General features: G+C 41.9%; 23 protein-coding genes and 1 pseudogene. 16 read left to right on the top strand and 8 right to left on the bottom strand.

Features of this window, described 5'->3' with window-relative positions; translation table 11 throughout:
- Positions 1-139 precede the first annotated feature (139 nt).
- The 5 genes and pseudogenes from tnpB to ACXAEO_RS09465 all read left to right on the top strand — a co-directional run bounded on the left by tnpB (position 140) and on the right by ACXAEO_RS09465 (position 5,498).
- Positions 140-1,260 (top strand): annotated as a pseudogene (tnpB, locus tag ACXAEO_RS09445) (IS200/IS605 family element RNA-guided endonuclease TnpB).
- A 433-nt stretch (positions 1,261-1,693) separates the two neighbouring features.
- Positions 1,694-2,644, top strand: a complete 951-nt coding sequence (locus ACXAEO_RS09450) for a hydroxyacid dehydrogenase (protein ID WP_474880209.1) — start codon at positions 1,694-1,696, stop codon at positions 2,642-2,644.
- 111 nt (positions 2,645-2,755) lie between these two features.
- A complete protein-coding gene (locus ACXAEO_RS09455; protein ID WP_474880210.1) occupies positions 2,756-3,100 on the top strand; it encodes a UxaA family hydrolase in 345 nt (114 codons plus the stop codon).
- A gap of 2 nt (positions 3,101-3,102) precedes the next feature.
- On the top strand, positions 3,103-4,260 hold the full coding sequence (locus ACXAEO_RS09460; protein WP_474880211.1) for a UxaA family hydrolase: 1,158 nt from the start codon (positions 3,103-3,105) through the stop codon (positions 4,258-4,260).
- 152 nt (positions 4,261-4,412) lie between these two features.
- Positions 4,413-5,498, top strand: coding sequence for an Ldh family oxidoreductase (locus ACXAEO_RS09465; RefSeq protein WP_474880212.1), 1,086 nt, complete (start codon positions 4,413-4,415; stop codon positions 5,496-5,498).
- 57 nt (positions 5,499-5,555) lie between these two features.
- Here the strand turns inward: ACXAEO_RS09465 and ACXAEO_RS09470 are convergent, their stop codons facing one another.
- Both ACXAEO_RS09470 and ACXAEO_RS09475 read right to left on the bottom strand, forming a co-directional pair.
- Positions 5,556-6,245, bottom strand: coding sequence for a FadR/GntR family transcriptional regulator (locus ACXAEO_RS09470; RefSeq protein WP_474880213.1), 690 nt, complete (start codon positions 6,243-6,245; stop codon positions 5,556-5,558).
- A 188-nt stretch (positions 6,246-6,433) separates the two neighbouring features.
- Positions 6,434-7,489, bottom strand: a complete 1,056-nt coding sequence (locus ACXAEO_RS09475; RefSeq protein ID WP_474880214.1) for a YeiH family protein — start codon at positions 7,487-7,489, stop codon at positions 6,434-6,436.
- Positions 7,490-7,935: 446 nt separating this feature from the next.
- On the opposite strand from ACXAEO_RS09475, the gene ACXAEO_RS09480 reads away from it, so the two are divergent.
- The 3 genes from ACXAEO_RS09480 to ACXAEO_RS09490 are packed head-to-tail and all read left to right on the top strand — an operon-like array spanning position 7,936 to position 10,833.
- Positions 7,936-8,931, top strand: coding sequence for a TRAP transporter substrate-binding protein (locus ACXAEO_RS09480; protein ID WP_474880215.1), 996 nt, complete (start codon positions 7,936-7,938; stop codon positions 8,929-8,931).
- A 20-nt stretch (positions 8,932-8,951) separates the two neighbouring features.
- Complete coding sequence (locus ACXAEO_RS09485) at positions 8,952-9,536, top strand: TRAP transporter small permease (RefSeq protein WP_474880216.1); 585 nt, start codon at positions 8,952-8,954, stop codon at positions 9,534-9,536.
- 16 nt (positions 9,537-9,552) lie between these two features.
- The gene (locus ACXAEO_RS09490) at positions 9,553-10,833 is read left to right on the top strand and encodes a TRAP transporter large permease (RefSeq protein WP_474880217.1); all 1,281 of its coding nucleotides are present in this window, start codon (positions 9,553-9,555) and stop codon (positions 10,831-10,833) included.
- Between the two features lie 53 nt (positions 10,834-10,886).
- On the opposite strand, the gene ACXAEO_RS09495 is transcribed toward ACXAEO_RS09490, so the two are convergent.
- The 4 genes from ACXAEO_RS09495 to ACXAEO_RS09510 form a co-directional block, all read right to left on the bottom strand.
- A complete protein-coding gene (locus ACXAEO_RS09495) occupies positions 10,887-11,885 on the bottom strand; it encodes a FecCD family ABC transporter permease (RefSeq protein ID WP_474880218.1) in 999 nt (332 codons plus the stop codon).
- The gene (locus ACXAEO_RS09500) at positions 11,882-12,889 is read right to left on the bottom strand and encodes a FecCD family ABC transporter permease (protein ID WP_474880219.1); all 1,008 of its coding nucleotides are present in this window, start codon (positions 12,887-12,889) and stop codon (positions 11,882-11,884) included. Before ACXAEO_RS09500 ends, ACXAEO_RS09495 begins: the two co-directional genes overlap by 4 nt.
- Positions 12,890-13,077: 188 nt before the next feature.
- Positions 13,078-13,995, bottom strand: a complete 918-nt coding sequence (locus ACXAEO_RS09505) for an iron-hydroxamate ABC transporter substrate-binding protein (protein ID WP_474880220.1) — start codon at positions 13,993-13,995, stop codon at positions 13,078-13,080.
- Entirely contained in the window at positions 13,946-14,791 is an 846-nt protein-coding gene (locus ACXAEO_RS09510; protein WP_474880221.1) for an ABC transporter ATP-binding protein, read from the bottom strand. Before ACXAEO_RS09510 ends, ACXAEO_RS09505 begins: the two co-directional genes overlap by 50 nt.
- Before the next feature lie 188 nt (positions 14,792-14,979).
- On the opposite strand from ACXAEO_RS09510, the gene ACXAEO_RS09515 reads away from it, so the two are divergent.
- From ACXAEO_RS09515 to spxA, 4 genes are all read left to right on the top strand, one after another.
- Positions 14,980-16,029: an NAD(P)/FAD-dependent oxidoreductase gene (locus ACXAEO_RS09515; protein ID WP_474880222.1), complete on the top strand. Its 1,050-nt coding sequence runs from the start codon at positions 14,980-14,982 to the stop codon at positions 16,027-16,029.
- Between the two features lie 105 nt (positions 16,030-16,134).
- Positions 16,135-16,467 (top strand): antibiotic biosynthesis monooxygenase family protein, encoded by a 333-nt coding sequence (locus tag ACXAEO_RS09520; protein WP_474880223.1) that lies wholly within the window; start codon positions 16,135-16,137, stop codon positions 16,465-16,467.
- A gap of 104 nt (positions 16,468-16,571) precedes the next feature.
- On the top strand, positions 16,572-17,489 hold the full coding sequence (locus ACXAEO_RS09525; RefSeq protein WP_474880224.1) for a DMT family transporter: 918 nt from the start codon (positions 16,572-16,574) through the stop codon (positions 17,487-17,489).
- Positions 17,490-17,818: 329 nt separating this feature from the next.
- Positions 17,819-18,214: a transcriptional regulator SpxA gene (spxA, locus tag ACXAEO_RS09530; protein WP_474880225.1), complete on the top strand. Its 396-nt coding sequence runs from the start codon at positions 17,819-17,821 to the stop codon at positions 18,212-18,214.
- Positions 18,215-18,296: 82 nt separating this feature from the next.
- Here the strand turns inward: spxA and ACXAEO_RS09535 are convergent, their stop codons facing one another.
- Both ACXAEO_RS09535 and ACXAEO_RS09540 read right to left on the bottom strand, forming a co-directional pair.
- Positions 18,297-18,380: a DUF4275 family protein gene (locus ACXAEO_RS09535; protein ID WP_474884067.1), complete on the bottom strand. Its 84-nt coding sequence runs from the start codon at positions 18,378-18,380 to the stop codon at positions 18,297-18,299.
- 96 nt (positions 18,381-18,476) lie between these two features.
- Positions 18,477-19,301 carry an HAD-IIB family hydrolase gene (locus tag ACXAEO_RS09540; protein ID WP_474880226.1) on the bottom strand — a complete coding sequence of 275 codons (825 nt, stop codon included), beginning with the start codon at positions 19,299-19,301 and terminating at the stop codon, positions 18,477-18,479.
- Between the two features lie 97 nt (positions 19,302-19,398).
- On the opposite strand from ACXAEO_RS09540, the gene ACXAEO_RS09545 reads away from it, so the two are divergent.
- The 4 genes from ACXAEO_RS09545 to ACXAEO_RS09560 all read left to right on the top strand — a co-directional run bounded on the left by ACXAEO_RS09545 (position 19,399) and on the right by ACXAEO_RS09560 (position 21,131).
- Complete coding sequence (locus ACXAEO_RS09545) at positions 19,399-20,388, top strand: LacI family DNA-binding transcriptional regulator (protein WP_474880227.1); 990 nt, start codon at positions 19,399-19,401, stop codon at positions 20,386-20,388.
- An 83-nt stretch (positions 20,389-20,471) separates the two neighbouring features.
- A complete protein-coding gene (locus ACXAEO_RS09550; protein WP_474880228.1) occupies positions 20,472-20,594 on the top strand; it encodes a hypothetical protein in 123 nt (40 codons plus the stop codon).
- 72 nt (positions 20,595-20,666) lie between these two features.
- Complete coding sequence (locus ACXAEO_RS09555; protein WP_474880229.1) at positions 20,667-20,816, top strand: hypothetical protein; 150 nt, start codon at positions 20,667-20,669, stop codon at positions 20,814-20,816.
- Positions 20,817-20,909: 93 nt separating this feature from the next.
- Positions 20,910-21,131: a hypothetical protein gene (locus ACXAEO_RS09560; protein ID WP_474880230.1), complete on the top strand. Its 222-nt coding sequence runs from the start codon at positions 20,910-20,912 to the stop codon at positions 21,129-21,131.
- The last annotated feature ends 208 nt before the right edge of the window (positions 21,132-21,339 follow it).

Consider the following 21,339-nt stretch of genomic DNA (forward strand, 5'->3'; position numbering starts at 1 on the left):
TTTATGGTAAATTTTATGTTATTTTAATAGTGTGGAAGAATATATGTTCGTATAAAGTTGTAGAAACTGAAGTGAAATGTTTTCTAAAGAGAGATTGAAAAAACGATATATATTAAGGCGTGAAGTGAGGTGAAAATCATTGTTAGTCAAAAAAGCATATAAGTTTCGAATCTATCCAAACAAACAACAAGAAGTATTCATTGCTAAAACAATTGGTTGTTCACGTTTTGTATTCAATTACTTTCTTGCAAAGTGGAGGAATACTTACACAGAAACGGGCAAAGGATTAACTTATAACAGTTGTTCTTTTCAATTAACACAATTAAAGAAAGAGTTAGTCTGGTTAAAAGAAGTTGACAGCATTGCTATTCAATCATCACTTAAAAACTTGGCTGATTCGTATACTCGATTCTTTAAAAAGCAAAACAAAGCACCAAAATTTAAGTCGAAAAAAATCGAGTGCAGTCCTATATAACTAAGCAAACGAAGGGGAATATTGCCATCGTAGGCAATAAAGTTAAATTGCCAAAACTCGGTCTTGTTCGTTTTGCAAAAAGTCGTGAAATAGAAGGGCGCATTTTGAATGCGACGATTAGACGAAATCCAAGTGGAAAATATTTTGTGTCGATTCTTACAGAAACCGAAGTGCAGCCATTACCGAAAACAGGTTCTTCTGTTGGGGTGGATGTTGGATTAAAAGATTTCGCTGTGTTGAGTACAGGAGAAGTATTTCGTAATCCGAAATGGTTTGTCCAATTAGAAGAAAAATTAGCAAAAGCAAAACGTATCCTTTCTAGACGTGCAAAAGGATCTTCAAATTGGAATAAACAGCGTATGAAGGTTGCCAAGATCTACGAACGTATCACCAATGCAAGAACAGATTATTTGCAAAAAATCTCTACTCACATCATCAAAAACCACGATGTTATAGGGGTTGAGGATTTGCAAGTGTCAAATATGATGAAAAATCATAAATTAGCCAAAGCCATAAGTGAAGTGTCGTGGTCAAAGTTTAGAACAATGCTTGAGTACAAGGCAAAATGGTATGGAAAAGATGTAGTGGTTGTATCTAAAACCTTTGCAAGTTCTCAACTGTGTTCATGCTGTGGCTATCGAAATAAAGACGTTAAGAACCTAAACCTTCGTGAGTGGGATTGTCCTTCCTGCGGTGCACACCATGACAGGGATATTAACGCAGGGCACAATCTTAAAAATGAGGCTATAAGACTTCTAACTGTTGGAACGACAGGGATAGCCTAATCAATTAGGATTCAATAGAATCTTATTACTTAGGAATCTCTCACTTTAATTAGCATATCGGTGGTAAAGTGGGGGAAGTTCAACTGAACGTAGTGGGATAAAAACTCATATGCTTCATCACTTCAAACAATAGATTTTCTAGTTCGTCTAAACGTAGTTAAATGAGTCTAAAGCTGGACGATCGATCCAGCTTTTTTGTGTTCAAGTTTCGTCATTAAAAATTTCCTCCATACATCCCTTCACGCCTTAAAGGTCTTTTTCCTATTTTTGTAGAATTAAAAGGTTGAATATTCCAAAAATATTGACTAAAGAGAATGCGAGTGGTTTAATAGAAGTAGAAATTGGTTGGGTCACCTAACCAGTTGGTGGAGTGACAGCTTATGAACAGCAGGAGGGGGAACCGCGTATTTAAACAAGGGGAAGGAGTGTCGTTATGAAGGTATTGATTACTGAGATCATTTGGCAAGAGGGCATTGAGGAGCTTATGAGGCAAGGGTGGGAAGTCGATTATGATGACAGTTTGTGGAAAAACCGGGATGCATTAATGGAAAAGGTGAAACATTACGATGCGCTTATTGTTAGGAATCAAACGCAAGTGGATGAAGCGCTTTTAGATGCAGGTCCGCGTTTACAAGTAGTTGGCCGCCTAGGGGTCGGATTGGATAACATCGATCTTGCAGCTGCAAAGCAAAGGGGTGTGAAAGTTGTCTATGCCCGCCATGCGAATGCAACATCGGTTGCGGAATATGTAATGACGGCAATGCTGAGCACAAGCCGCCCGCTCCATTTAGCTGATGCGGACATTCGGAAAGGAAATTGGGACCGAAAGACGTACACGGGATCAGAATTGTATCAAAAAACAATTGGGCTAATTGGCCTTGGAGAAATTTCTCATCGGGTGGCGAAAAGAGCGAATGCGTTCGGAATGAAAGTCATCGGCTACGATCCGTTCATTACCGAATACGACCACATTTTAGCGGAAACGGGTGTAGAAGTGAAGGAATCTTTAGATGAAGTGTTGGCAAAGGCTGATTTTGTGTCCCTTCATGTCCCGCTCACACCTGCGACGAAGCATTTAGTTTCCAGTCGTGAATTAGCGTCAATGAAGAAGACGGCATCGATTATTAATACATCGCGCGGAGGCATCATTGATGAACCTGCTCTTTCAGTAGCCTTGAATAGTGGAACGATTGCCCAGGCCTTTTTAGATGTGCTGGAAGTCGAGCCAATTATAGAGTCAAATCCTCTGTTATTTTGTGAAAACGCTGTCATAACACCTCATATTGCCGGGTTGACGGAAGAATCTCAAATACGGACATCGCTGCTTGTGGCCAAAGAGGTCGGAAAAGTACTAAAAGGTGAAATGTCCCTTTGCGCTGTATAAAGAAAAAATATCAGAAAATTTAAACAACACCATTGACATAAAGAGGAAACGGTGATTTAATAAGTATATAAGAGGTGGTTGGGTCACTCAACCAATAAAGGAGGCTTTAAAATGGTTAATAACAGTCAAACAAGCACGATTACCGAAAAGAGCTCCGAAGATTTAAACACAACAAGCACTCATAAGTTTTTAATTCATCATAAGGGCGATCATGTTGGGGTAGCGACAAGTCCTATTAAGGAAGGCGAAAAAGTTGTAGGTATTTATATGGATGATAATTCAGAAGTGGAAGTAGTTTCGAACGGGGACATTCCGCTTGGCCACAAAATTTCGTTAGTGTCTCTCAACGAAGGTGAGCCTGTGTTGAAATATGGCATCCAAATCGGTTTGACGACGACAGAATGGCAAGTTGGCGATTATGTTCACACTCATAACATTAAAACGGCGAGGTGGTAAAAATGGAACAACAACTTTTTGGATATCGTAGAGAAAACGGGAAAGTCGGCATTCGTAATCATGTCATTATTTTACCAGTTGATGATATTTCTAACGCGGCTTGTGAAGCAGTAGCAAGACAAGTACAAGGCACATTGGCCCTTCCACATGCATATGGCCGTCTTCAATACGGTCCTGATTTAGATCTTCACTTCAGAACGATGATTGGTACAGGCTCCAATCCTAACGTAGCCGCTGTTATCGTTATCGGGATTGAAGAAAACTGGTCAAAGAAAATTGCCGAGGGCATTGCCGAAACAGGTAAACCAGTCTCTTACTTCTCCATCGAAGGAAACGGCGATTTAGAAACAATTCGCCAAGCTTCATGGAAAGCGAAGGAATATGTGCAGTGGGCATCTGAATTGCAACGCGAGCCAATTGAATTGAAAGACTTGACAATCAGCATTAAATGCGGCGAGTCTGATACGACGACAGGGCTCGGTTCTTGCCCGACTGTTTCTCAAGCAGTTGATCGTTTAGTGAATGCCGGCGCAACCGTCTTTTTCGGCGAAACGTCTGAATTGACAGGCGGTGAACACTTAATTCGCGAGCGAATGGCAACACCGGAGCTGAAAGAAAAATTTATGGCCATCTACAATGACTATGTGGGTGAAATTGAATCGAAGGGTGTTGATCTTTTAGGATCGCAGCCGACGCAAGGAAACATTGCCGGCGGTTTGTCGACCATTGAAGAAAAGGCGCTCGGAAATATTGCGAAAACGGGAACGAAAGAAGTAATTGGGGTGCTTGATCCGGCGGAAAAACCGATGAATGGCAATGGTCTTTACTTCATGGATACATCGTCTGCGGCAGCAGAATGTATCACTTTGATGGCAGCAGGTGGAGCAGTTCTTCACTTATTCCCGACAGGTCAAGGAAACATTATCGGCAATCCGATTGAACCGGTTGTGAAGATTACGGCCAACCCGATTACAGCTGGCACGATGAGCGAGCATATCGATGTGGATGTGCAAGGTTTGCTGTCGCGTCAAATTTCACTGGAAGAAGCAGGTGATAAATTAATGGACATCATTTGCCGCACCGTTAATGGCCGCTTGACGAGCGCTGAAGCGTTAGGGCATCGTGAATTCGTCATGACAAAACTATATCGAAGCGCGTAAAAGAAGTTTGAAAGGAAAGCATCCAGCATGGCGGCGGGTGTTTTCAGCAGGATGACTCAAAAGGTATGTTTAGCATCCTTTTGAGTCATTATTTTTTGGGATTGAAAGATGCACATGCCACGGGGACTAAATAACGAGGGGTGTATGAAAGGATGAATACTTACACGGGAGCGGGTTTGCAGCAGTTTTGTGAAACGGTATTGAAGGAAATTGGAATGAACGCACAAGATTCGGCTATTGTCGCAGATTCACTCGTTAAGGCAAATCTCGAAGGGGTCGACAGTCACGGAATTAGCCGGTTGCCAATTTACGCCAAGCGGTTTATCGATCAGCGCATCAAACTGAATCCTGATATTCAACTGATTGAGAAGAGTTCATCTGTGCTTGTCGCAGATGGAGACAATGGTCTTGGTCACGTTGTCAGCTACAGGTCGATCCAAAAAGGAATTGAGATGGCGAAAGGGAGTGGGGTGGCGGCTATTGCGATAAAAAACAGCAATCATTTTGGGACCGCTTCATATTTCTGCCAGCTCGCCTGTGAACAAAATCTTGCATGTATCGGTTTCACTAATTCGCCTCCAGGCATTGCCCCGTGGGGAGGGAAGCATGCCTTTTTCGGGACAAATCCGATTGCGTTTGGCTTTCCGACAGGAGATGATCAGCCCGTCATTATCGACTTATCAACAAGCATCGTCGCAAGAGGAAAAATCATTCTTGCCGCTACGCAAGGCAATCCTATTCCAGAAGGCTGGGCGATTGATAAAAATGGACAGCCGACGACTGATCCAAAAGCGGCTTTACAAGGCTCTGTGCTGCCGCTTGGCGGAGCGAAAGGATCTGCGCTCGCGCTCGCTGTCGAAGTGCTGACAGGAGTGTTGTCTGGCGCGGCATTCGGTCCTCACGTAAAAAATATTTACGATGACGGGGAAACAGAACCGGCTAATGTCGGTCATTTCTTTATTTTGCTTGATATTGAGAAATTCATGAATATGCACACATTCTTTGAATCTATGAAACATTTACTAGCGGAAATGAAGGACGTTCCGACCACGCCAGGGACGAGCGAAATACGCTATCCAGGGGAAAGAAGGAAGCGCGAGCGGGAAAGCCGTTTGCAGGACGGGGTGCAGCTTTCACCGAGCGTTATCGAAGAATTAGTCGCCGTCGGGAGTGCGTACGGGGTAGAATTTCCAGCTCCACTCTCGATACAAGAAGCCAGCTCTGCGGTGTTACCATAGACATCGTTGAAAAAGAAGGGGGCATGAGTATTTCGCTCATGCCCCCTTTATCCGTGATTATATTGCATTTTCCGTAATGGATTGCTCGACGCTGTCGATATGTTCTTTCATATATTGCTGTGCGAGATGAATGTCTTTTTGTTTAATGGCTTCTAATATTTTCGTATGCTCTTGAACGGATTGTAGGGCCCGCCCTGGAATTTGGATTGATTTTCGTCTGGACTCCGACAGCAAATCAATTAAGTAATTCATGATCCGGATAAGCACAACATTTTTCGAGTTGTTGGCGAGTGTCATATGAAATTTATGGTCCAATTCTGCCAGGTGGTCATAATCGATGTTGCTCGCAATAATATCATTCGCTTCTGTCAAAATTTGCTCTAATTCGTGGAACTGGTCGTCGTTTGAATTTTCAATGGCCCATTTGACAGTCCACTCTTCTAATATTTTACGAACAGAGAAAAAGTCTTTTACTTGATCAGATGATACGAAAAACGCTTCGGTCATTTTTTGGATTTGGTGTTCTGGTGAGGCGACAAACACACCGGTTCCGTGCTTGGCAGTGAGATAACCGTATGCTTCTAAAATTTTATAGGCTTCTCGTACTGTATTTCGGCTGACGGATAGCTCAAGGCTCATCTCACGTTCCCCTAATATTTTTTCGCCGACTTTATATTCGCCCTCTTGAATTTTCTTTTTAATACTGTCGGCTACTTGTTCAGAAATTCCTTTTCGATTTAGTTGCATATGATCGCTCCAATCTCGTCCATTAAAATGGAAGATGTAGTGATGTTATGTTATATGTGTACCATTGACCCAACCTCTTCTTTCATTAAATCATTTCCAAACATTCCTTATCAACAAAATAATTGCAGATGGAGAAAGAGATTGCCTGAAAAGGGGCAAATTTCCCTTTTTCAAACAATCTCAATCCTTTACATTTTCGTAAATAAAAAACCGAGGACAATCAAGGCCACAGAACCGGCTGCACCAGTAAACAACACTTTTCCGCTCAATTTTTTAAATTCGGAGAAATTGACGCTCAATCCAAGTCCCGCCATTGCCATTGACAGCAGGAAAATGCTTAAGGCGATTAGCATTTGAGTCAGTCCTTCGGAAAGCACACCGACCGTGTTGATGAGACACATAACCAAAAAGCCAAAGATGAACCATGGAACAGGCAAGTCTTTCCACTTTCTTTTTCCAGCAGGGGCTTTATTGAAGAGGAGTCCTAAAATGAGGGCAGCTGGAATTAAAAGCACGACACGGCCCAATTTGACGAGAATAGCAGTGTCGCTGCTGACATCGCCTCCAGGTGCAGCGGCTGCGATGACGTGGGCGAGCTCATGAAGGGTGGATCCTGTGAGTACACCGTAATCGTACGGGTCCAACCCGAGAACCGGATACAAAAACGTGTAGAACACTGTAACAATTGTTCCCATGATGGCAATAAAGGCGACGGAAATGGCCGTCGATTCTTTTTTCGCTCCAATGAGAGGGGCGACGGCGACGATGGCCGCTGCTCCGCACACAGCTGTTCCGACTGCGATTAATGCGGACAGGTGACGGTCGATGCCCAATGCTTTTCCCATATACATCATGACAATAAGGGTAAATGCGATGACGATGATATCAATGAAGAGAATGGAGAAACCGGCGGATAAGATTTGCTCGATGTTTAATCGTAACCCCATGAGGATGATGCCCGCTCGAAGAAGGATTTTGCTGCTAAAGGTAATGCCTGCTGCGGCATCTGTCGGAACGTCCATCAGCCCTTTCCAACTCATTCCGAGCAAGATGGATAAAATCATCACGCCCATAATGGAGAAAAAGGGAAGTGTGGCGATTGTTCCGGCAATAAGGGCGAGTACAATGGTTAACACAACGCCTTTAATCCATCCTTTATGCTTCTGTAAAAATTGGGATTTCCGGTGGGCGTGAAGCGGAATGGCATGTTCTTCTTTCACATTAGTTGCTCCTGCATTATTCAAGTTTATACCCCCTCAAAAATAAAAATTGGCTAAGTGACCCAACCACTATACCTTTATTTAAACACTTTTCCATTCATCCATCAACCGTTTTTCTTTTGAAAGTTAAAAATAAAAGGTTGATTTTTTTGAAAATTGAAAATAAAATAAAATTATTGGTTGGGTGACTGAACCAAGATGGTGATGAAGGGGGACAGTAAAAATTAGAAGGGGGATCGTGTAAAAAGAGAAAAAGAAAACGTAGGATAAACAGCGTTAGGAGACAGGAATCGAATCAGTCAGTGCGGAATTACCATAGTGGAGAAAAAGGTTAATAAAGGGAGAGCATTTACCATCTGTCCTTTCTTTTTGGTAAAGAAGATTCCCGTTTTGACGGCAACCAGATCCCGCTGCATGAAACATTATACACAAAAATGTAAGTGCTTACATCTGATTTGGGAGGGTGTTTAATGAAGAGGTACATCTCCATTTTAGCGGTTATGGTGTTATTGTTGGTTGCGGGCTGTTCCAGTGCGGCTACAGAAAGCAAGTCGGATGCGGAGTATGTTTTACGGCTCGGTCATTTGCAGACAGAGACTCATCCATATCAAAAAGGGGCGTTACGATTTAAAGAATTGGTTGAGAAACAGTCTGATGGGCGCATTCAAATTGACATTTTTCCAAGCAGTCAACTTGGGAATGGGCGAGATCAAATTGAAGGGGCACAAATTGGTTCCATCCATTTTCATATCGGTTCTGTTGCCCCCGTCACCAATTTCGCTCCGAAATTTAATCTTTTGAATTTACCGTATTTATTTGAAAGTCGTGAGCATGCCTTTAAAGTATTGGACGGAGACATTGGACAGGAAATTGCTTCCGACTTAGAAAATCGGGGATTAATCAATTTAGGCTATATGGAAAATGGCTGGAGGCATATGACGAACAATAAAAAGCCGATTCAAACGAGCGCAGATGCGGCTGGCTTGAAGTTGCGTGTTCAAGAATCGCCGCCGTATATTTCCTTTGTGAAGGCACTTGGATCGACACCCGTACCAGTACCATTCGGAGAACTTTACACTGCTTTAGAGCAAAAGGTAGTAGATGGTCAAGAAAATCCACTTGCCCAAATTTACTTAAATAAGTTTCAAGAGGTTCAACAGCATCTCACCTTGACTGCTCACAACTACGATGCCGCCGTATTCATTATGAGTAAAACGACGTTTGATACATTGCCAGAAGATTTGCAGAAAGTCATTAAAGGTGCGGCGAAGGAAGCGGTAGATTACGAGAGAAAGGTCGCGCTGAAGGATGAGCAGCTCTTGCTCGAAGAGTTGAGAAAAACAGGCATTCAAATTGAAGAAAACCCAGATATTGAATCGTTCAAAGAAGCAGTGAGCCCCGTCTACGAGGAATTTGAACCATCTCTTGGAAAAGAGCTTCTGGATAAAATTAAAAGTATGAAATAAAGTGTGGAGGTGGCTTTACCATGAGGTTGTTAATTGGGAATTTGAGTGAAAAAGTCGATCGAGCAAGCCGGTTTGTTTTGATTCTATTTTTTGTTATCGCTTTCTTGTCTACCGTTTATCAAGTATTTTCACGCTTCGTTCTCCAAAGTCCCGTTATGAAGCAACTAATACCAATGATTGATTTCTCTGTTTTTAACTTGACGTGGATTGAAGAGCTAATTCGTTATTTATTCGTTTGGATTGTTTTTTTAGGAATCGGGATTGTTTACAAAAGTAAGGGCCACGCCCAAGTAGAAATTCTTCATCACTATCTATCTGAAAACGTAAAAAAGAAACTACTCATATTTATTGAAATTTCTAATTCCGCTCTGTTTCTTTTCTTAATGGTCTATGGCTGGAGGATATTACAGTTTACGAGCCAGCAAATTTCCCCTGCGATGGGACTGAATATGACCCTTATCTATGGGACGGTGCTTATTTCTTCCCTCATTTGTCTTCTTCATGCGACTGTCCATTTGTTTGAACTAACATCCCCACAAGAAAAATCTGTAACAAACGAGATTTTGACAGTTGAGATTCCTAGTGAAAAGACTACGATAGGATAAAAAAGGAGGAAATTGAATGACAGTAGCGGTTGTCGTCTTAATAGTGCTGTTTCTGTTAATGTTGCTTGGTGTTCCGATTGCCATTTCGCTCATTTGGGCATCTGTGGCGGGATTTTTGTCAAGTATTTATTATATTCCGCTGGAAGTCGTGCCCCAAAGGATTCTTACATCTGTCGATTCGTTTCCGCTGTTAGCGATTCCGTTTTTCATGCTGACAGGTGAATTTATGATGTCTGGAAGCATGGGGCGGCGGATTGCTGGTTTTGCCTTTGCGACCGTAGGCTGGATTAGGGCAGGTCTCGCTCAAGTGTCAACGCTCACGAGCATGTTTTTTGCGGGGATTTCCGGTTCCGGAGCTGCTGATACAGCCGCGGTTGGAAAAATGATGATTCCGATGATGGAAGAAAAGGGATATGACAAAGGGTTTGCTGCTGCGACGGTAGCGAGTGCCGGTACCATTGCTGTCGTCATTCCGCCATCTATCCCGATGATTGTGTATGGGGTTACAGCAGGCGTGTCAATCGGTGATTTGTTTACAGCAGGCATTGTCCCAGGCATTTTAATCGGACTGTCTATTATGACGCTCAACTATTGGCTGACGAAAAAGCACAGCTACTCGGAAGAAGTAGGAAAATTTGAGTTTACTTCGTTTAAGCGAACTTTTTTGGAAGGAATTTTGGCGCTCATTTTGCCTTTAATTATCATTATCGGGATTAGAGGAGGCATTTTTACCCCAACAGAAGCAGGGGCGGTAGCTGCTGCCTATGCGTTTATTATTAATAAATTCGTCTACAAAGATATGGAATGGAAAGACATTCCGGCGGCTTTTCTCAATGCCGGCAAAATGACGGCGATGGTCGTGTTCATCATTGCGGCTGCGAACTTGTTCGGCTGGCTTCTTACAGCAGAGCAAATTCCGAAGCAACTTGCTATGCTTGTAACGAGCTTTTCGGATAATAAATATTTAATTTTGCTCATGTTTAACATTGTCTTTTTCATTGCCGGCTGCTTTTTGAACGCTTCTGCGGCAATTACGATTTTAACGCCGCTTTTACTGCCAATTGCAATGGGAGTAGGGATTGACCCAATTTTCTTCGGGGTCGTGATGGTGGTCAATTTATCCATCGGCCTCATTACACCTCCGGTCGGACTGGATTTATTCATCGTCAAAGGGATTGCCGATGTCTCTTACGACAAGCTCGTTCGGGCAGTTGCCCCGTTCATTCTCATCATGGTATGCGACTTGCTTATCATTACGTATTTTCCACCGCTCTCGATGTTTTTGACGAATTTGTAACGAAACCGCCCCTTGATGTACTTATCAAGGGGCGGTTTCGTTTTCCAACAAATTCACTTCTTCCACAACAAATACATAAAATACGGAGCACCAATCCCTGCCACCACGATGCCGGCAGGGATTTCACCGATGTTCCGGCCAATTGTATCGGCAAACAATAGGAGCCAGCCACCGAGTAAAATGGCAATCGGGATGAACAACTGATTTCTCGGTCCGACTAATGCTTTGGCGAGATGTGGGGCCATCAGTCCGATGAAGGTGATGCCTCCGGTTACGGAAACGGCCGAAGCGGCAAGGGCGACGGCTGCTAAGGTGAGCACCGCCCGTTCTTTTTCAAGAGAAACACCAACTCCGATAGCGACAGGTTCGCTCAGTCCAAGCAAATTTAAGCGATTTGCTTTATATAATGTGAATGGAATGAGAAGCACTAACCACGGAATGAGAGCGAGCACAAAAGGCCAGTCAGTGCCCCAAATGTTTCCGGCAAGCCATTTGGCGATGAAGTCCACTTTCTCTCGTTTTGCCCCTGAAATAAGCACCATCATTAACCCAGACAGCGCAATGGAAAAGCCGACGCCTGCTAGGATAAGGCGGACGGGCTGAAGGCCTGCTCGTTTGTTGTATGACACGGTATAAATGAGGCCAGCCGTAATGAGTGCCCCAATAAACCCGATGAGCGGCAACATATAAACGAATGTGCCTGCATCAATCGGAAAAAATAAAAAGAAAACGGCAATAGCGACACCTGCCCCGGAGTTAATCCCAATAATTCCGGGGTCGGCGAGGTCATTTCGGGTGATTCCTTGTAAAATGGCCCCTGATAAAGCAAGAGCCATTCCAGCGAGCAGGGTAATGAAAATACGCGGCAAGCGAATCGAAAATAAAACGAACTCTTCTTTAAACGTTCCTTGACCGAGCAAGGTAGGGATCAGCCTGTCATAAGAGAGGGAGGCATAGCCTAGTCCCATTCCAGTGACAATCGTTAAGACAATCAACAGAAGTAAGGAAATGAATAACATTCGCTGTTTTTTTAGCAAAGCTGGCTCGATCATGAGAATGCTTTCCCTCCTTTACGGACAATGATTAGGAAGAACGGCAAGCCGATGACCGCCGCAATGGCGACAATCGGTGTTTCATATGGTGCATGAATCATGCGTGCGACCGTATCGGCAAACAACATAAAACTTGCCCCGACAATGGCTGACATCGGTAAAATGAAGCGGTAATCTGTCCCGACGATTATTCGAACGATATGCGGAACAAGCAGTCCGACAAAGGCAATATTTCCGACAAGTGCGACAGAAGTTGCTGAGAGCAGAATAATCACTATAAAAAGAATGGTTTTTACGACCATTATTTTTTGACCGAGTCCAACGGCAATTTCTTCACTTAAGCTGAGGATGGTCAGCTGTCTGGAACATAAAAGTGAAATTATAATGCCAGTTAGAACAAATGGAACAAGTACTTGAAGTTGATTCCAATTCGTTCCAATCAATCCACCTGCAGTCCACATAGATACATTTTTTGAAATTTTAAAGTAGAGCCCAACACCATCTGCGATAGCAAATAAGAAAGCAGATACGGCGGCACCCGCTAGGACAATACGAAGAGGTGAAAATCCACCTTTTTTTAATGTACTAATTCCAAAAACTATAATGGCCCCCGTAGCCGCCCCGATAAAGCAAGCAACCATAATGCCGTAATAATTGACAGTAGGAATGAGTGCCAATGTGATAGCTAAAGCAGCATTCGCTCCAGCTGTTAAACCTAGCAAGCCGGGATCAGCAAGGGGATTTCTCGTTAGCCCTTGCATAATCGCACCAGCAACTGAAAGAGCAGCTCCTACTACAACAGCACCTATTTCGCGTGGCAGACGGATTTCGCGAATAATTAAAATTTCATCACTGGAAGTGTTTGAAGTAAGCGCAAGCCATACATCTTTGACCGTCGTGTCAGCGGCTCCAAATACACAGGCGGCAATGAACATACAACTAAATACAAGTAGTCCTCCAAAAAGTTTATAAACAAATGGAAAGGAAGGGTGATTTCGTTTCATCAGCAGTCTCCCATCTTTTTTATTGATGTTAATTAACGTAAAGTGGTCAAAATGGTTAAAGTGGCGGAATGCCATGTGAAAGGCTCCGTCATGAAAATCTACTAAATGTGCAGATTTTCGTAACGGAGCCTTTTTCCTAAGAGGTTAATGAAGGAAACTAGCTAGAGTGAAGCTTTAGCTTTAAAGAATTAGTTTCCAAGAAAATTTTCAACAAAAAAGTCTAGTTGGAAATCTAACGTTAACGGATCGTTATAGAAAAATTCTTTAGCATTAGCCTCAAATACTCGATTGTTTTGGACGGCAGGAATATTTTTATAGGTTTCTGTTTCCTGGAATGAGTTGTCAGTGTCAGAGTCTTTACTAAAAATGATATAGTCTCCTGCAAACTCAGGAAGAGCCTCTACAGACAACGCATAATAGCCGTCTTTTAAAGCTGTTTCTTTCACTTTTTCAGGCATAGCTAATTTCATTTCTTGATATAGAATCTCTGTGCCGCGGCCCCAGTTATCACCGTATACATAAAGCTGCTTATCAAAGTTTTCAATGACTGAAACGGTTGCATCTTCGCCGATTTTTGCTTTAATGTCTTCACCAGCGTTTGCAGCACGTGTTTTGAAGTCATCAATCCACGCTTGCGCTTCTTTCTCTTTATTTAAAAGTTTCCCCATTTCTAAATGCTGTGTTAAATAATCGACTTTTCCGTACGTATACGTGACAGTAGGAGCGATTTCTTTTAGCTTATCAAGGTTTTTGCTATCTGGTGTCGCGATAATTAAATCAGGCTCTAACTCAATGATTTTCTCAAGGCTTTCATCGGATACTTCTACGGCATCTTTAATATATTCCTCATAACGAGGGTTACTTTTAGACCAAGTATCAATTCCAACGATATTAACCCCTAAAGCCATTACACTGCCTGAGTTAAATGAAGAAAGCACAACCACACGCTCAGGATTTGCGGGCACTTCAATCGGTCCGTTTTCTGATTCGTATGTAATGGTTTCAGCTATGTTTTCGGTTGGAGTTGCGTTTTCTTTTTCCGTGTTTCCGCAAGCGCTAATAATGAGCACCAACAGCAGCAGGAATGGAACTAGTAGTTTTTTCATGTTGTTGTTCTCCTTTTAATAAGTTGTAAGTGATGCACATCGGCTTGTTCGTTCTTGGATCACGGCCAATTTCAGCATCAATATGAAACACTTTTTTCAGCACGTCATGGGTCATGACTTCTTCGCAGCTTCCAGCTTTGATAATCTCTCCAGCTTTCATGGCGATCATGTAGTCAGCGAAGCGGGCTGCTTGGTTCAAATCATGAAGCACCATAATAATGGTTCGCTGTTGTTCAACATTCAATTTTTGCAGTAACTCCAGCACTTCCAGCTGATGCGCCATGTCTAAATAGGTCGTCGGTTCGTCAAGGAAAATGATGTCGGTTTCCTGCGCGAGCGCCATCGCAATCCACACACGTTGGCGCTGACCGCCCGATAAGGCATCGACCGTTCGGAATTTAAAGTCCTTCGTTCCGGTCACTTCGAGTGCCCAGTCAATCACTTCATAATCTTTTTTGGTGAGTCGACCGAATCCTTTTTGATAAGGAAAGCGGCCATACGATACGAGCTCGCCAACGGTTAAACCGCTGACTGCTTCCGGTGTTTGCGGTAAAATCGCCATTTTTTTGGCGAGTAATTTCGTGTTTTCCTTGGCGATATTTTCTCCATCTAAAATGACGGTTCCACCTTGGTGGGGGATAAGCCTTGTGATGGCCTTCAGCAACGTTGATTTTCCACATCCATTTGATCCAATAATGGTCGTAATTTTTTTGTCGGGAATTTCTACACTTAAATCTTTCACGATGAGGTGCTCATCATAGCCAATATGTAAGTTTTCCGTGTATAGACGGACCATTTTGCCACCTCCATGTTGGTTGTTTACAAATATATATGATAATGATTATCAGTATCGACTCATTACATACTATAAAGCCCGCTGTTTTCATTGTCAATAGTTCTTTATATTGCCAAAGTGGAAAAGAGAGCGTATAATTTGTTGATAATGAGAATCGTTTTCGTTTGTTTGATAAGGAGTGAACATAGATGAATAAGAAGGAAATATTTGATGTAACTATTATCGGGGGAGGGCCTGCTGGGCTTTATTCTGCTTTTTACAGCGGACTACGGGAAATGAAAACGAAGCTAATTGAATATCAGCCGCAGCTAGGCGGGAAAATTCATGTTTATCCAGAGAAAATGATTTGGGATATTGGCGGTCAGCCTCCTATCCCAGGAGCGATATTAATCCAACAGCTTGTCCAACAAGGGTTGACATTTAACCCGACGGTCGTCTTAAACGAAAAAATCGAGTCCATTGCCCGAGACGAAGAAGGGCTGTTTCAATTAAAGGCGGCTTCTGGTCAAATCCATTTTTCCAAAACGGTCATCGTTGCGGTCGGAAGCGGGATATTGAAGCCGCAAAAGCTTGACATTGAAGGGGCAGAACGCTTTGAAGTGTCAAATTTACATTATACCGTTCAGTCGTTAAAACATTTTAAAGATAAAACGGTCATCATTTCAGGTGGGGGCAACTCAGCGATTGACTGGGCGAATGAATTGGAGCCTGTCGCGAAACGTGTTTATGTAACGCATCGAAAAAGGGCTTTATCAGGACATGAAGCACAAATTACGCAGCTGTTGAACAGCTCGGTCGAGTGTTTGTTTCACACCTCTATTACGAAGCTTGTGGCGAGTGCGGATCATGAAGCGGTTGAGCAAGTCGAGCTGACCAACCATGAAACAGGAGAGGTTTCGTATGTTTCAGTCGATGAAGTCGTCATTAATCATGGATATGAACGCGATGCGGCGTTGTTGGAAAACAGTGAGCTAAATATCGTCGTTGCAGACGCCTATTACATTGCCGGAAATGCGAACAGCGAGTCGTCGGTTGCGGGGCTTTATGCGGCGGGCGATATTTTAAAGCATCACGGAAAGTTAAATTTAATTGCCGGAGCGTTTCAAGATGCGGCTAACGCGGTCAATAAAGCGAAGCAATTTATTGAGCCGGACGCGAGCAAAAGTGCGATGGTGTCTTCTCATAATGCTGTGTTCAAAAAACGAAATAAGGAATTAGTGCGGCAAATGCTTCAATAGGTCGATGTGGAAAAATTGTTTAAATTTGGATAGTTATTAGTTGATATTGAGAATCACTATCATCTATAATGTGTACTATACATCATAGCAATGGAGGAATGGACAATGTTTATTCAAATGAAGACGATTTCTGTCGAAGAAGGATACGCGGATCAAATGGTCGAACGCTTTGCAGGAGAAGGGATTATTGAAGAACAGCCAGGCTTTATCGACTTAAGTGTGATGAAGAAAAAGCAGCGAAAAGGGGAGGAAGAAGTAATCATCATGATTCGCTGGGAATCAGAAGAGGCTTGGAAAGGATGGGAAACGAGTGAAGTACACTTAGCTGGTCACCGCGCTAAGAGAGGAAAACCAGGTCCTTCTTTCATTTTGAGCAGCCGCCAAGACGTGTATTACGTTATGGGGCAAAAAAACTTTAGAGAACCTTCTCTTTCTTAAAGAGATGTCCCGCCTGCTGCCTGCTTTCCTCTTGAAATAAGGCATGACAGAATATGGAGGAAGGATTATAATAATGGCAGGAACAGAGAAAAGGTGGGAGAAATGTGCAGCAAGGTGAAAACGGAAAATCAATTGGCTTGCCATTAGTGATCTCGATTATTGCCATCTCGTTTTCGGCTATTTTTGTTAAGTGGTCGGATGCACCGGCATCGATTTTAAGTATGTATCGCTTATGGCTCGCCAGCTTGCTTATGTTGCCGATTGTATGGGCAAAACGGGAGGAATTCCGAAAAATAACGAAAAAAGACGGGCTCTTTTTATTTTGTTCCGGTTTTTTTTTAGCACTTCATTTTTTACTTTGGTTCGGGTCTTTGAAGTTGACAACGGTCGCAAGTTCGACCATCATTCTTGCGCTTCAGCCAATCGTCTCGCTAGCGGGCGGTTTTTTATTGTATAAAGAACGAACCACATTCCCGGCTTTGATGACGATGGGGATTGCCATTGTAGGAGCGGTCATGATCGGCTGGGGAGATTTCGGGTTAAGTCAAGAAGCGATTCTTGGCGATATTCTATCCTTTTTAAGTGTCATCGCAGTTGTCGGCTATTTATTAATCGGGCAAAGTACGGTGAAAAAGGTGTCTCATTGGATTTACAGCTTTTGTGTATTTCTGTCGGCCTCCATTGTGCTGACGCTGTATAATCTCGGCATGGGTGTTGCGCTTGGTGGTTATGAAGCGCGCGAATGGGGCATTTTCTTCTTGTTGGCAACGGTGCCGACGTTATCGCACCTTATCAACAACTGGCTTTTAAATTATGTGAATGCGACGACCATCTCGATGAGTATTTTAGGGGAACCGGTCGGAGCAACAGCTTTAGCGGTCATGCTGCTTGGGGAGCGTCTCGTTGGCTGGCAAATTGTCGGCGGCTTGCTTGTGCTGTTAGGAGTCTTTTTCTTTTTAATGCAGCAACAAAGGAGAATGACTTATAAAAAGACAATTCCCCAACAAGTAGAACCATTATAATAGGAAGAAACACGCTAAAAGTATCGTTTTAGAGAAAAAGTGACGTGCCAGCTCATAGTAGGTTTGGGACGTCTTTTTTTGTTTGTTATGGAGAAAAACAGGCTTAATGTTGAGATGAACACACTTGGCTTGCACAATAAAAAACCCCATTGACAAACCATGAAGGGTATTTTATAATTACATTAAATTAAAGATAATTTTCTTCAAGATAACATAAATAAAAGTAAATAATCAACTAAACAGCTTTTTTTATAAAATTTATCTCGAATTCGAGAGTCATTAAATGAATCAAAATATAGTAGAGCGGACTATTTAAAGGAGTGAATAGAATGATTACGTTATATACTTCACCAAGTTGTACATCATGCCGTAAGGCGAAAGCATGGTTAGAAAAGCACGAACTTGAATATGTGGAGCGAAACATTTTCAAAGACCCATTTACAGTAGACGAAATTAAATCAATCATCCGTTTAACAGAAGAGGGAACAAAAGAAATTATCTCTGAGCGTTCAAAAGTGTTCCAACAATTAAACATCGACTTAGATGATTTAACATTAAGCGAGCTGTACAAACTTATCATCGAGCAACCTGGAATTTTAAAAAGACCGATTATTTTAGACGAAAAACGCGTTCAAATCGGCTTTAACGATGATGAAATCCGCAGCTTCTTACCACGTAAAGTAAGAGAGCTTCAAATCCAAAATATTTTAAAAGCGGTCAACTAATTACCGCTTATGAAAAGGCCAGTCCGTTTAGGATTGGCCTTTTGTTATGTGTTTGGTGAAAAAAATGGTTCATTTTCTATCTTTATTGCTTCCGTAAATACGGCCCCCATTTTGGTATTTCGATTACCTTAACTTTTTTGTTTTTAAGTATATCTACTATATGCATTTAATGCCTCCAAAAGTAAATGAAAATTGTAAATTAAAGACTATATAAAGCGAATCAATTCAAGTGTCGTGAGTAACCATTGTAAATGTTCTTGAATCAAATGAAGATGTGCTGTAAGGTCGTTAAAATGCCTTTTGCATACCGGTCAGCGGTGATGTTTGCATGTTGTGCTTTCGCTTCTTCTGTGGCATTTGCCAGCAAATAACCGAATTTTACGCTCTTTAGCATAGTTAAGTCATTGCCGCTATCTCCAAAAGCTGCGGCCTGCTGTTCGGATAAGTCGTGTTTTTGCAGTATGTAGCGGACAATTTCGCTTTTTCCTGTTCCGAGCGGGATGAAGTCAACATCATATGCGTCTTCAGGGTCTCCTGCTAAAGGATTGCATCGATTGATGTTTATGCCAATCTGATGAGAAGCAGCCGTTTGTCGGATGGTTTCCAATGCTTCTTGATCGTCACCTTTTGAATAATAGTAAAAATTATGCTTATACTTAGAGGCGCCCATTTGTGTTTGCGGTTCCAGTACAATGCCGCTTTGCTGTTCTAAAAGAGAGCGGATAGCATGAATCGTCCTTTCATGAAAGTGTTCACTGTTTATTTGCGACACCCATTCTTCATCGGTATGTACAGTCCCGTCTTCGTGGAAATAGGTGATTTCGGTCCCTAAATCGCTGGCGATGAAATGGGGGAGATAGCGCATACCGGCTTTTTTCATTTTGCTGAAAACAGAATCAAGGCCGCTTCCTGTTACGAAACCTAACCGCAAGCCATGTTCTTCGCTTTGTTTACGAATAAACTCCTCCAGCTGATGGATGTTTTTTGTTAGTTCTTCGTCATAGTGATGAGGAAAATACGTTTCATCGAAGTCGCAAAAGACGATGAAGGCCGTTTTCTCTCGTTTCGGTAGTGGGATAAAAGACATCAAGATAACCTCCTTTAAAGGATGTGAATGTTATTTACGTTATAATAAGTGATGAAATCGATTTCATGTCAAAGGTTTTTGGAGAAGGAGAAGGAATATGCCAACAATAGATGAAATTGCCAAAAAAAGCGGGGTTTCTCGTTCGACCGTTTCGCGTGTGCTAAATCATCATCCGTACGTGTCCGAACCGAAACGTTTGGCCGTCATGCAGGCGATACAAGAACTTAATTACACACCTAACGCGATTGCGAGGCAACTAAGAGCCAAATCGACAAGGGTCATCGCCATTTTAGTGCCAGATGCTCAGCATCCTTTTTTCAGCCAGCTCATTCAAAGCATGTCCCATACTTTAATGGAAAAAGGATATAAACCATCAATCGTTCTAACTTCTTATCGGAAGGATATTGAACTCGAAACGCTGCAACTTTTAAAATACAAAGAAATCGACGGAGTGATTCTCACTTCTTTAGAAAATAAATGGGAAGAGGTAGAACCGTTTTTAAACTGGGGACCGATTATCCTTTGTAACGAGTATGATGAAAATGCGCCAATTCCAATTTTTTGCTATGACGAGTACAGAGTGGCTTATGAAGCGGTGAATCACCTGATTCAGCAACGCCACGAAAAAATCGGTTTTTGTTGCGACGTTCTTCATAGCAAAGCGCAGCAATTACGCCGAAAAGGATACATCGATGCATTAAAGGAAGCCTGCTTGCCAATCCAAACAGAGTGGATGTTTGAAGGGGCAATGAAGATTGAAGATGGCTTTCGAATCTTTGAAGAAATAATAGCGTTAACTGACCGGCCTACTGCCATTTTTACCGGCAATGATCAAGTTGCTGCCGGTATGATTAAAGCGGCATTTAATCATGGCTGGATAATACCAACCGATTTGGCTGTGATCGGTTATGACAATCAAAGCATTTGCCAAGTAACGACTCCGACCATCACGACCATTTCTATTCCAATTATGGAAGTCGGCATGGAGGCAGCTAAAACAATGATAGAATGTCTGAATGGTGATTATGAGATGAAACGTGTCGTCAAAACATTTACAGGTCATCTATACATTAGGGAGTCGTGTTAAGTCGCTCTGTTTCAAAAAGCTTGTATTCTATCCTTTATTTTTGTAGTAGAATGGAAATATAAGGTTTTTATAGGGGTGATTCAATGGTTGAAATATTTATTTTTATTTTACTATTTTTAGGAATTGGAATGGTAGAGAAAAATTTTAAGGCGATCAGAAAGCAAAATGACCGAATTATTGAACTGCTGGAAAAATTAGATAAGTAAAGATATCATTAATAATTTGAAGACAGATTTGGAACTTAAAGAGGCTGTTAAACTAAGCCAATGAGGTGTGATATGAAATTATTTTTTAAATTATTTATAGGAATACTCTTTGCTTTTACACTAACAGGGTGTATTGGCGAAGACTATGATGTGGGAGTTCCAACTGCGCATTTAAATTTCGATAGTTCATCTGTTCAATTAACAGAAGCAAATATTAGTTGAGATACAGCAAGTGAAGATGTACAGAAAAAAATTAAAGACGTCGAAAAATACGCATCATCACTTGATAAAATAAAGGTTTTTTCCGGTCAAAGAGTGTTTTTAGAATTTAAAGAAAACGAAGAAAACGGTGGAGATATTTGGACTGACCCTAAGATAACTGTTATCCTATTAAAAGATGGCAAACGAACCGAACTTGCATTAGATGATTCCAAAGAGTTCAAATTTCCAACATACAAAGGGAATTATATTTTAGAAGTTGAATTTAGTAGTCCAGCAGGTAGTGCTCAATATTTAGGAAATGTTGTTATTGAGTAAGTTGCTTAAATTTAAAATAAGTATTTCAGTTAAATGGAGATAGTCAATTACAAAAACGCTCAGAGTAAATGCTGAGCGTTTTTGTATGCGATTTATATTACGAATTATTTGTTAAATTCAATGCTAATAAGGTAGTTATTTATATTTTTCTTTCCTAAAACGGAACGGGTTAGTCTTGAACCGCCGTTTTTTTAGTGGGTTATTTTTT

The sequence above is a fragment of the Bacillus sp. ABA4_010 genome, assembly GCF_056159105.1.

Bases quoted from the DNA above. Each gene is read 5' to 3' on its own strand.
- ACXAEO_RS09450 (WP_474880209.1), top strand. From the start codon at position 1,694: ATGAAGGTATTGATTACTGAGATCATTTGGCAAGAGGGCATTGAGGAG.
- ACXAEO_RS09455 (WP_474880210.1), top strand. From the start codon at position 2,756: ATGGTTAATAACAGTCAAACAAGCACGATTACCGAAAAGAGCTCCGAA.
- ACXAEO_RS09460 (WP_474880211.1), top strand. From the start codon at position 3,103: ATGGAACAACAACTTTTTGGATATCGTAGAGAAAACGGGAAAGTCGGC.
- ACXAEO_RS09465 (WP_474880212.1), top strand. From the start codon at position 4,413: ATGAATACTTACACGGGAGCGGGTTTGCAGCAGTTTTGTGAAACGGTA.
- ACXAEO_RS09470 (WP_474880213.1), bottom strand. From the start codon at position 6,245: ATGCAACTAAATCGAAAAGGAATTTCTGAACAAGTAGCCGACAGTATT.
- ACXAEO_RS09480 (WP_474880215.1), top strand. From the start codon at position 7,936: ATGAAGAGGTACATCTCCATTTTAGCGGTTATGGTGTTATTGTTGGTT.
- ACXAEO_RS09485 (WP_474880216.1), top strand. From the start codon at position 8,952: ATGAGGTTGTTAATTGGGAATTTGAGTGAAAAAGTCGATCGAGCAAGC.
- ACXAEO_RS09490 (WP_474880217.1), top strand. From the start codon at position 9,553: ATGACAGTAGCGGTTGTCGTCTTAATAGTGCTGTTTCTGTTAATGTTG.
- ACXAEO_RS09495 (WP_474880218.1), bottom strand. From the start codon at position 11,885: ATGATCGAGCCAGCTTTGCTAAAAAAACAGCGAATGTTATTCATTTCC.
- ACXAEO_RS09500 (WP_474880219.1), bottom strand. From the start codon at position 12,889: ATGAAACGAAATCACCCTTCCTTTCCATTTGTTTATAAACTTTTTGGA.
- ACXAEO_RS09505 (WP_474880220.1), bottom strand. From the start codon at position 13,995: ATGAAAAAACTACTAGTTCCATTCCTGCTGCTGTTGGTGCTCATTATT.
- ACXAEO_RS09510 (WP_474880221.1), bottom strand. From the start codon at position 14,791: ATGGTCCGTCTATACACGGAAAACTTACATATTGGCTATGATGAGCAC.
- ACXAEO_RS09515 (WP_474880222.1), top strand. From the start codon at position 14,980: ATGAATAAGAAGGAAATATTTGATGTAACTATTATCGGGGGAGGGCCT.
- ACXAEO_RS09520 (WP_474880223.1), top strand. From the start codon at position 16,135: ATGTTTATTCAAATGAAGACGATTTCTGTCGAAGAAGGATACGCGGAT.
- spxA (WP_474880225.1), top strand. From the start codon at position 17,819: ATGATTACGTTATATACTTCACCAAGTTGTACATCATGCCGTAAGGCG.
- ACXAEO_RS09535 (WP_474884067.1), bottom strand. From the start codon at position 18,380: ATGCATATAGTAGATATACTTAAAAACAAAAAAGTTAAGGTAATCGAA.
- ACXAEO_RS09540 (WP_474880226.1), bottom strand. From the start codon at position 19,301: ATGTCTTTTATCCCACTACCGAAACGAGAGAAAACGGCCTTCATCGTC.
- ACXAEO_RS09545 (WP_474880227.1), top strand. From the start codon at position 19,399: ATGCCAACAATAGATGAAATTGCCAAAAAAAGCGGGGTTTCTCGTTCG.
- ACXAEO_RS09550 (WP_474880228.1), top strand. From the start codon at position 20,472: ATGGTTGAAATATTTATTTTTATTTTACTATTTTTAGGAATTGGAATG.
- ACXAEO_RS09555 (WP_474880229.1), top strand. From the start codon at position 20,667: ATGAAATTATTTTTTAAATTATTTATAGGAATACTCTTTGCTTTTACA.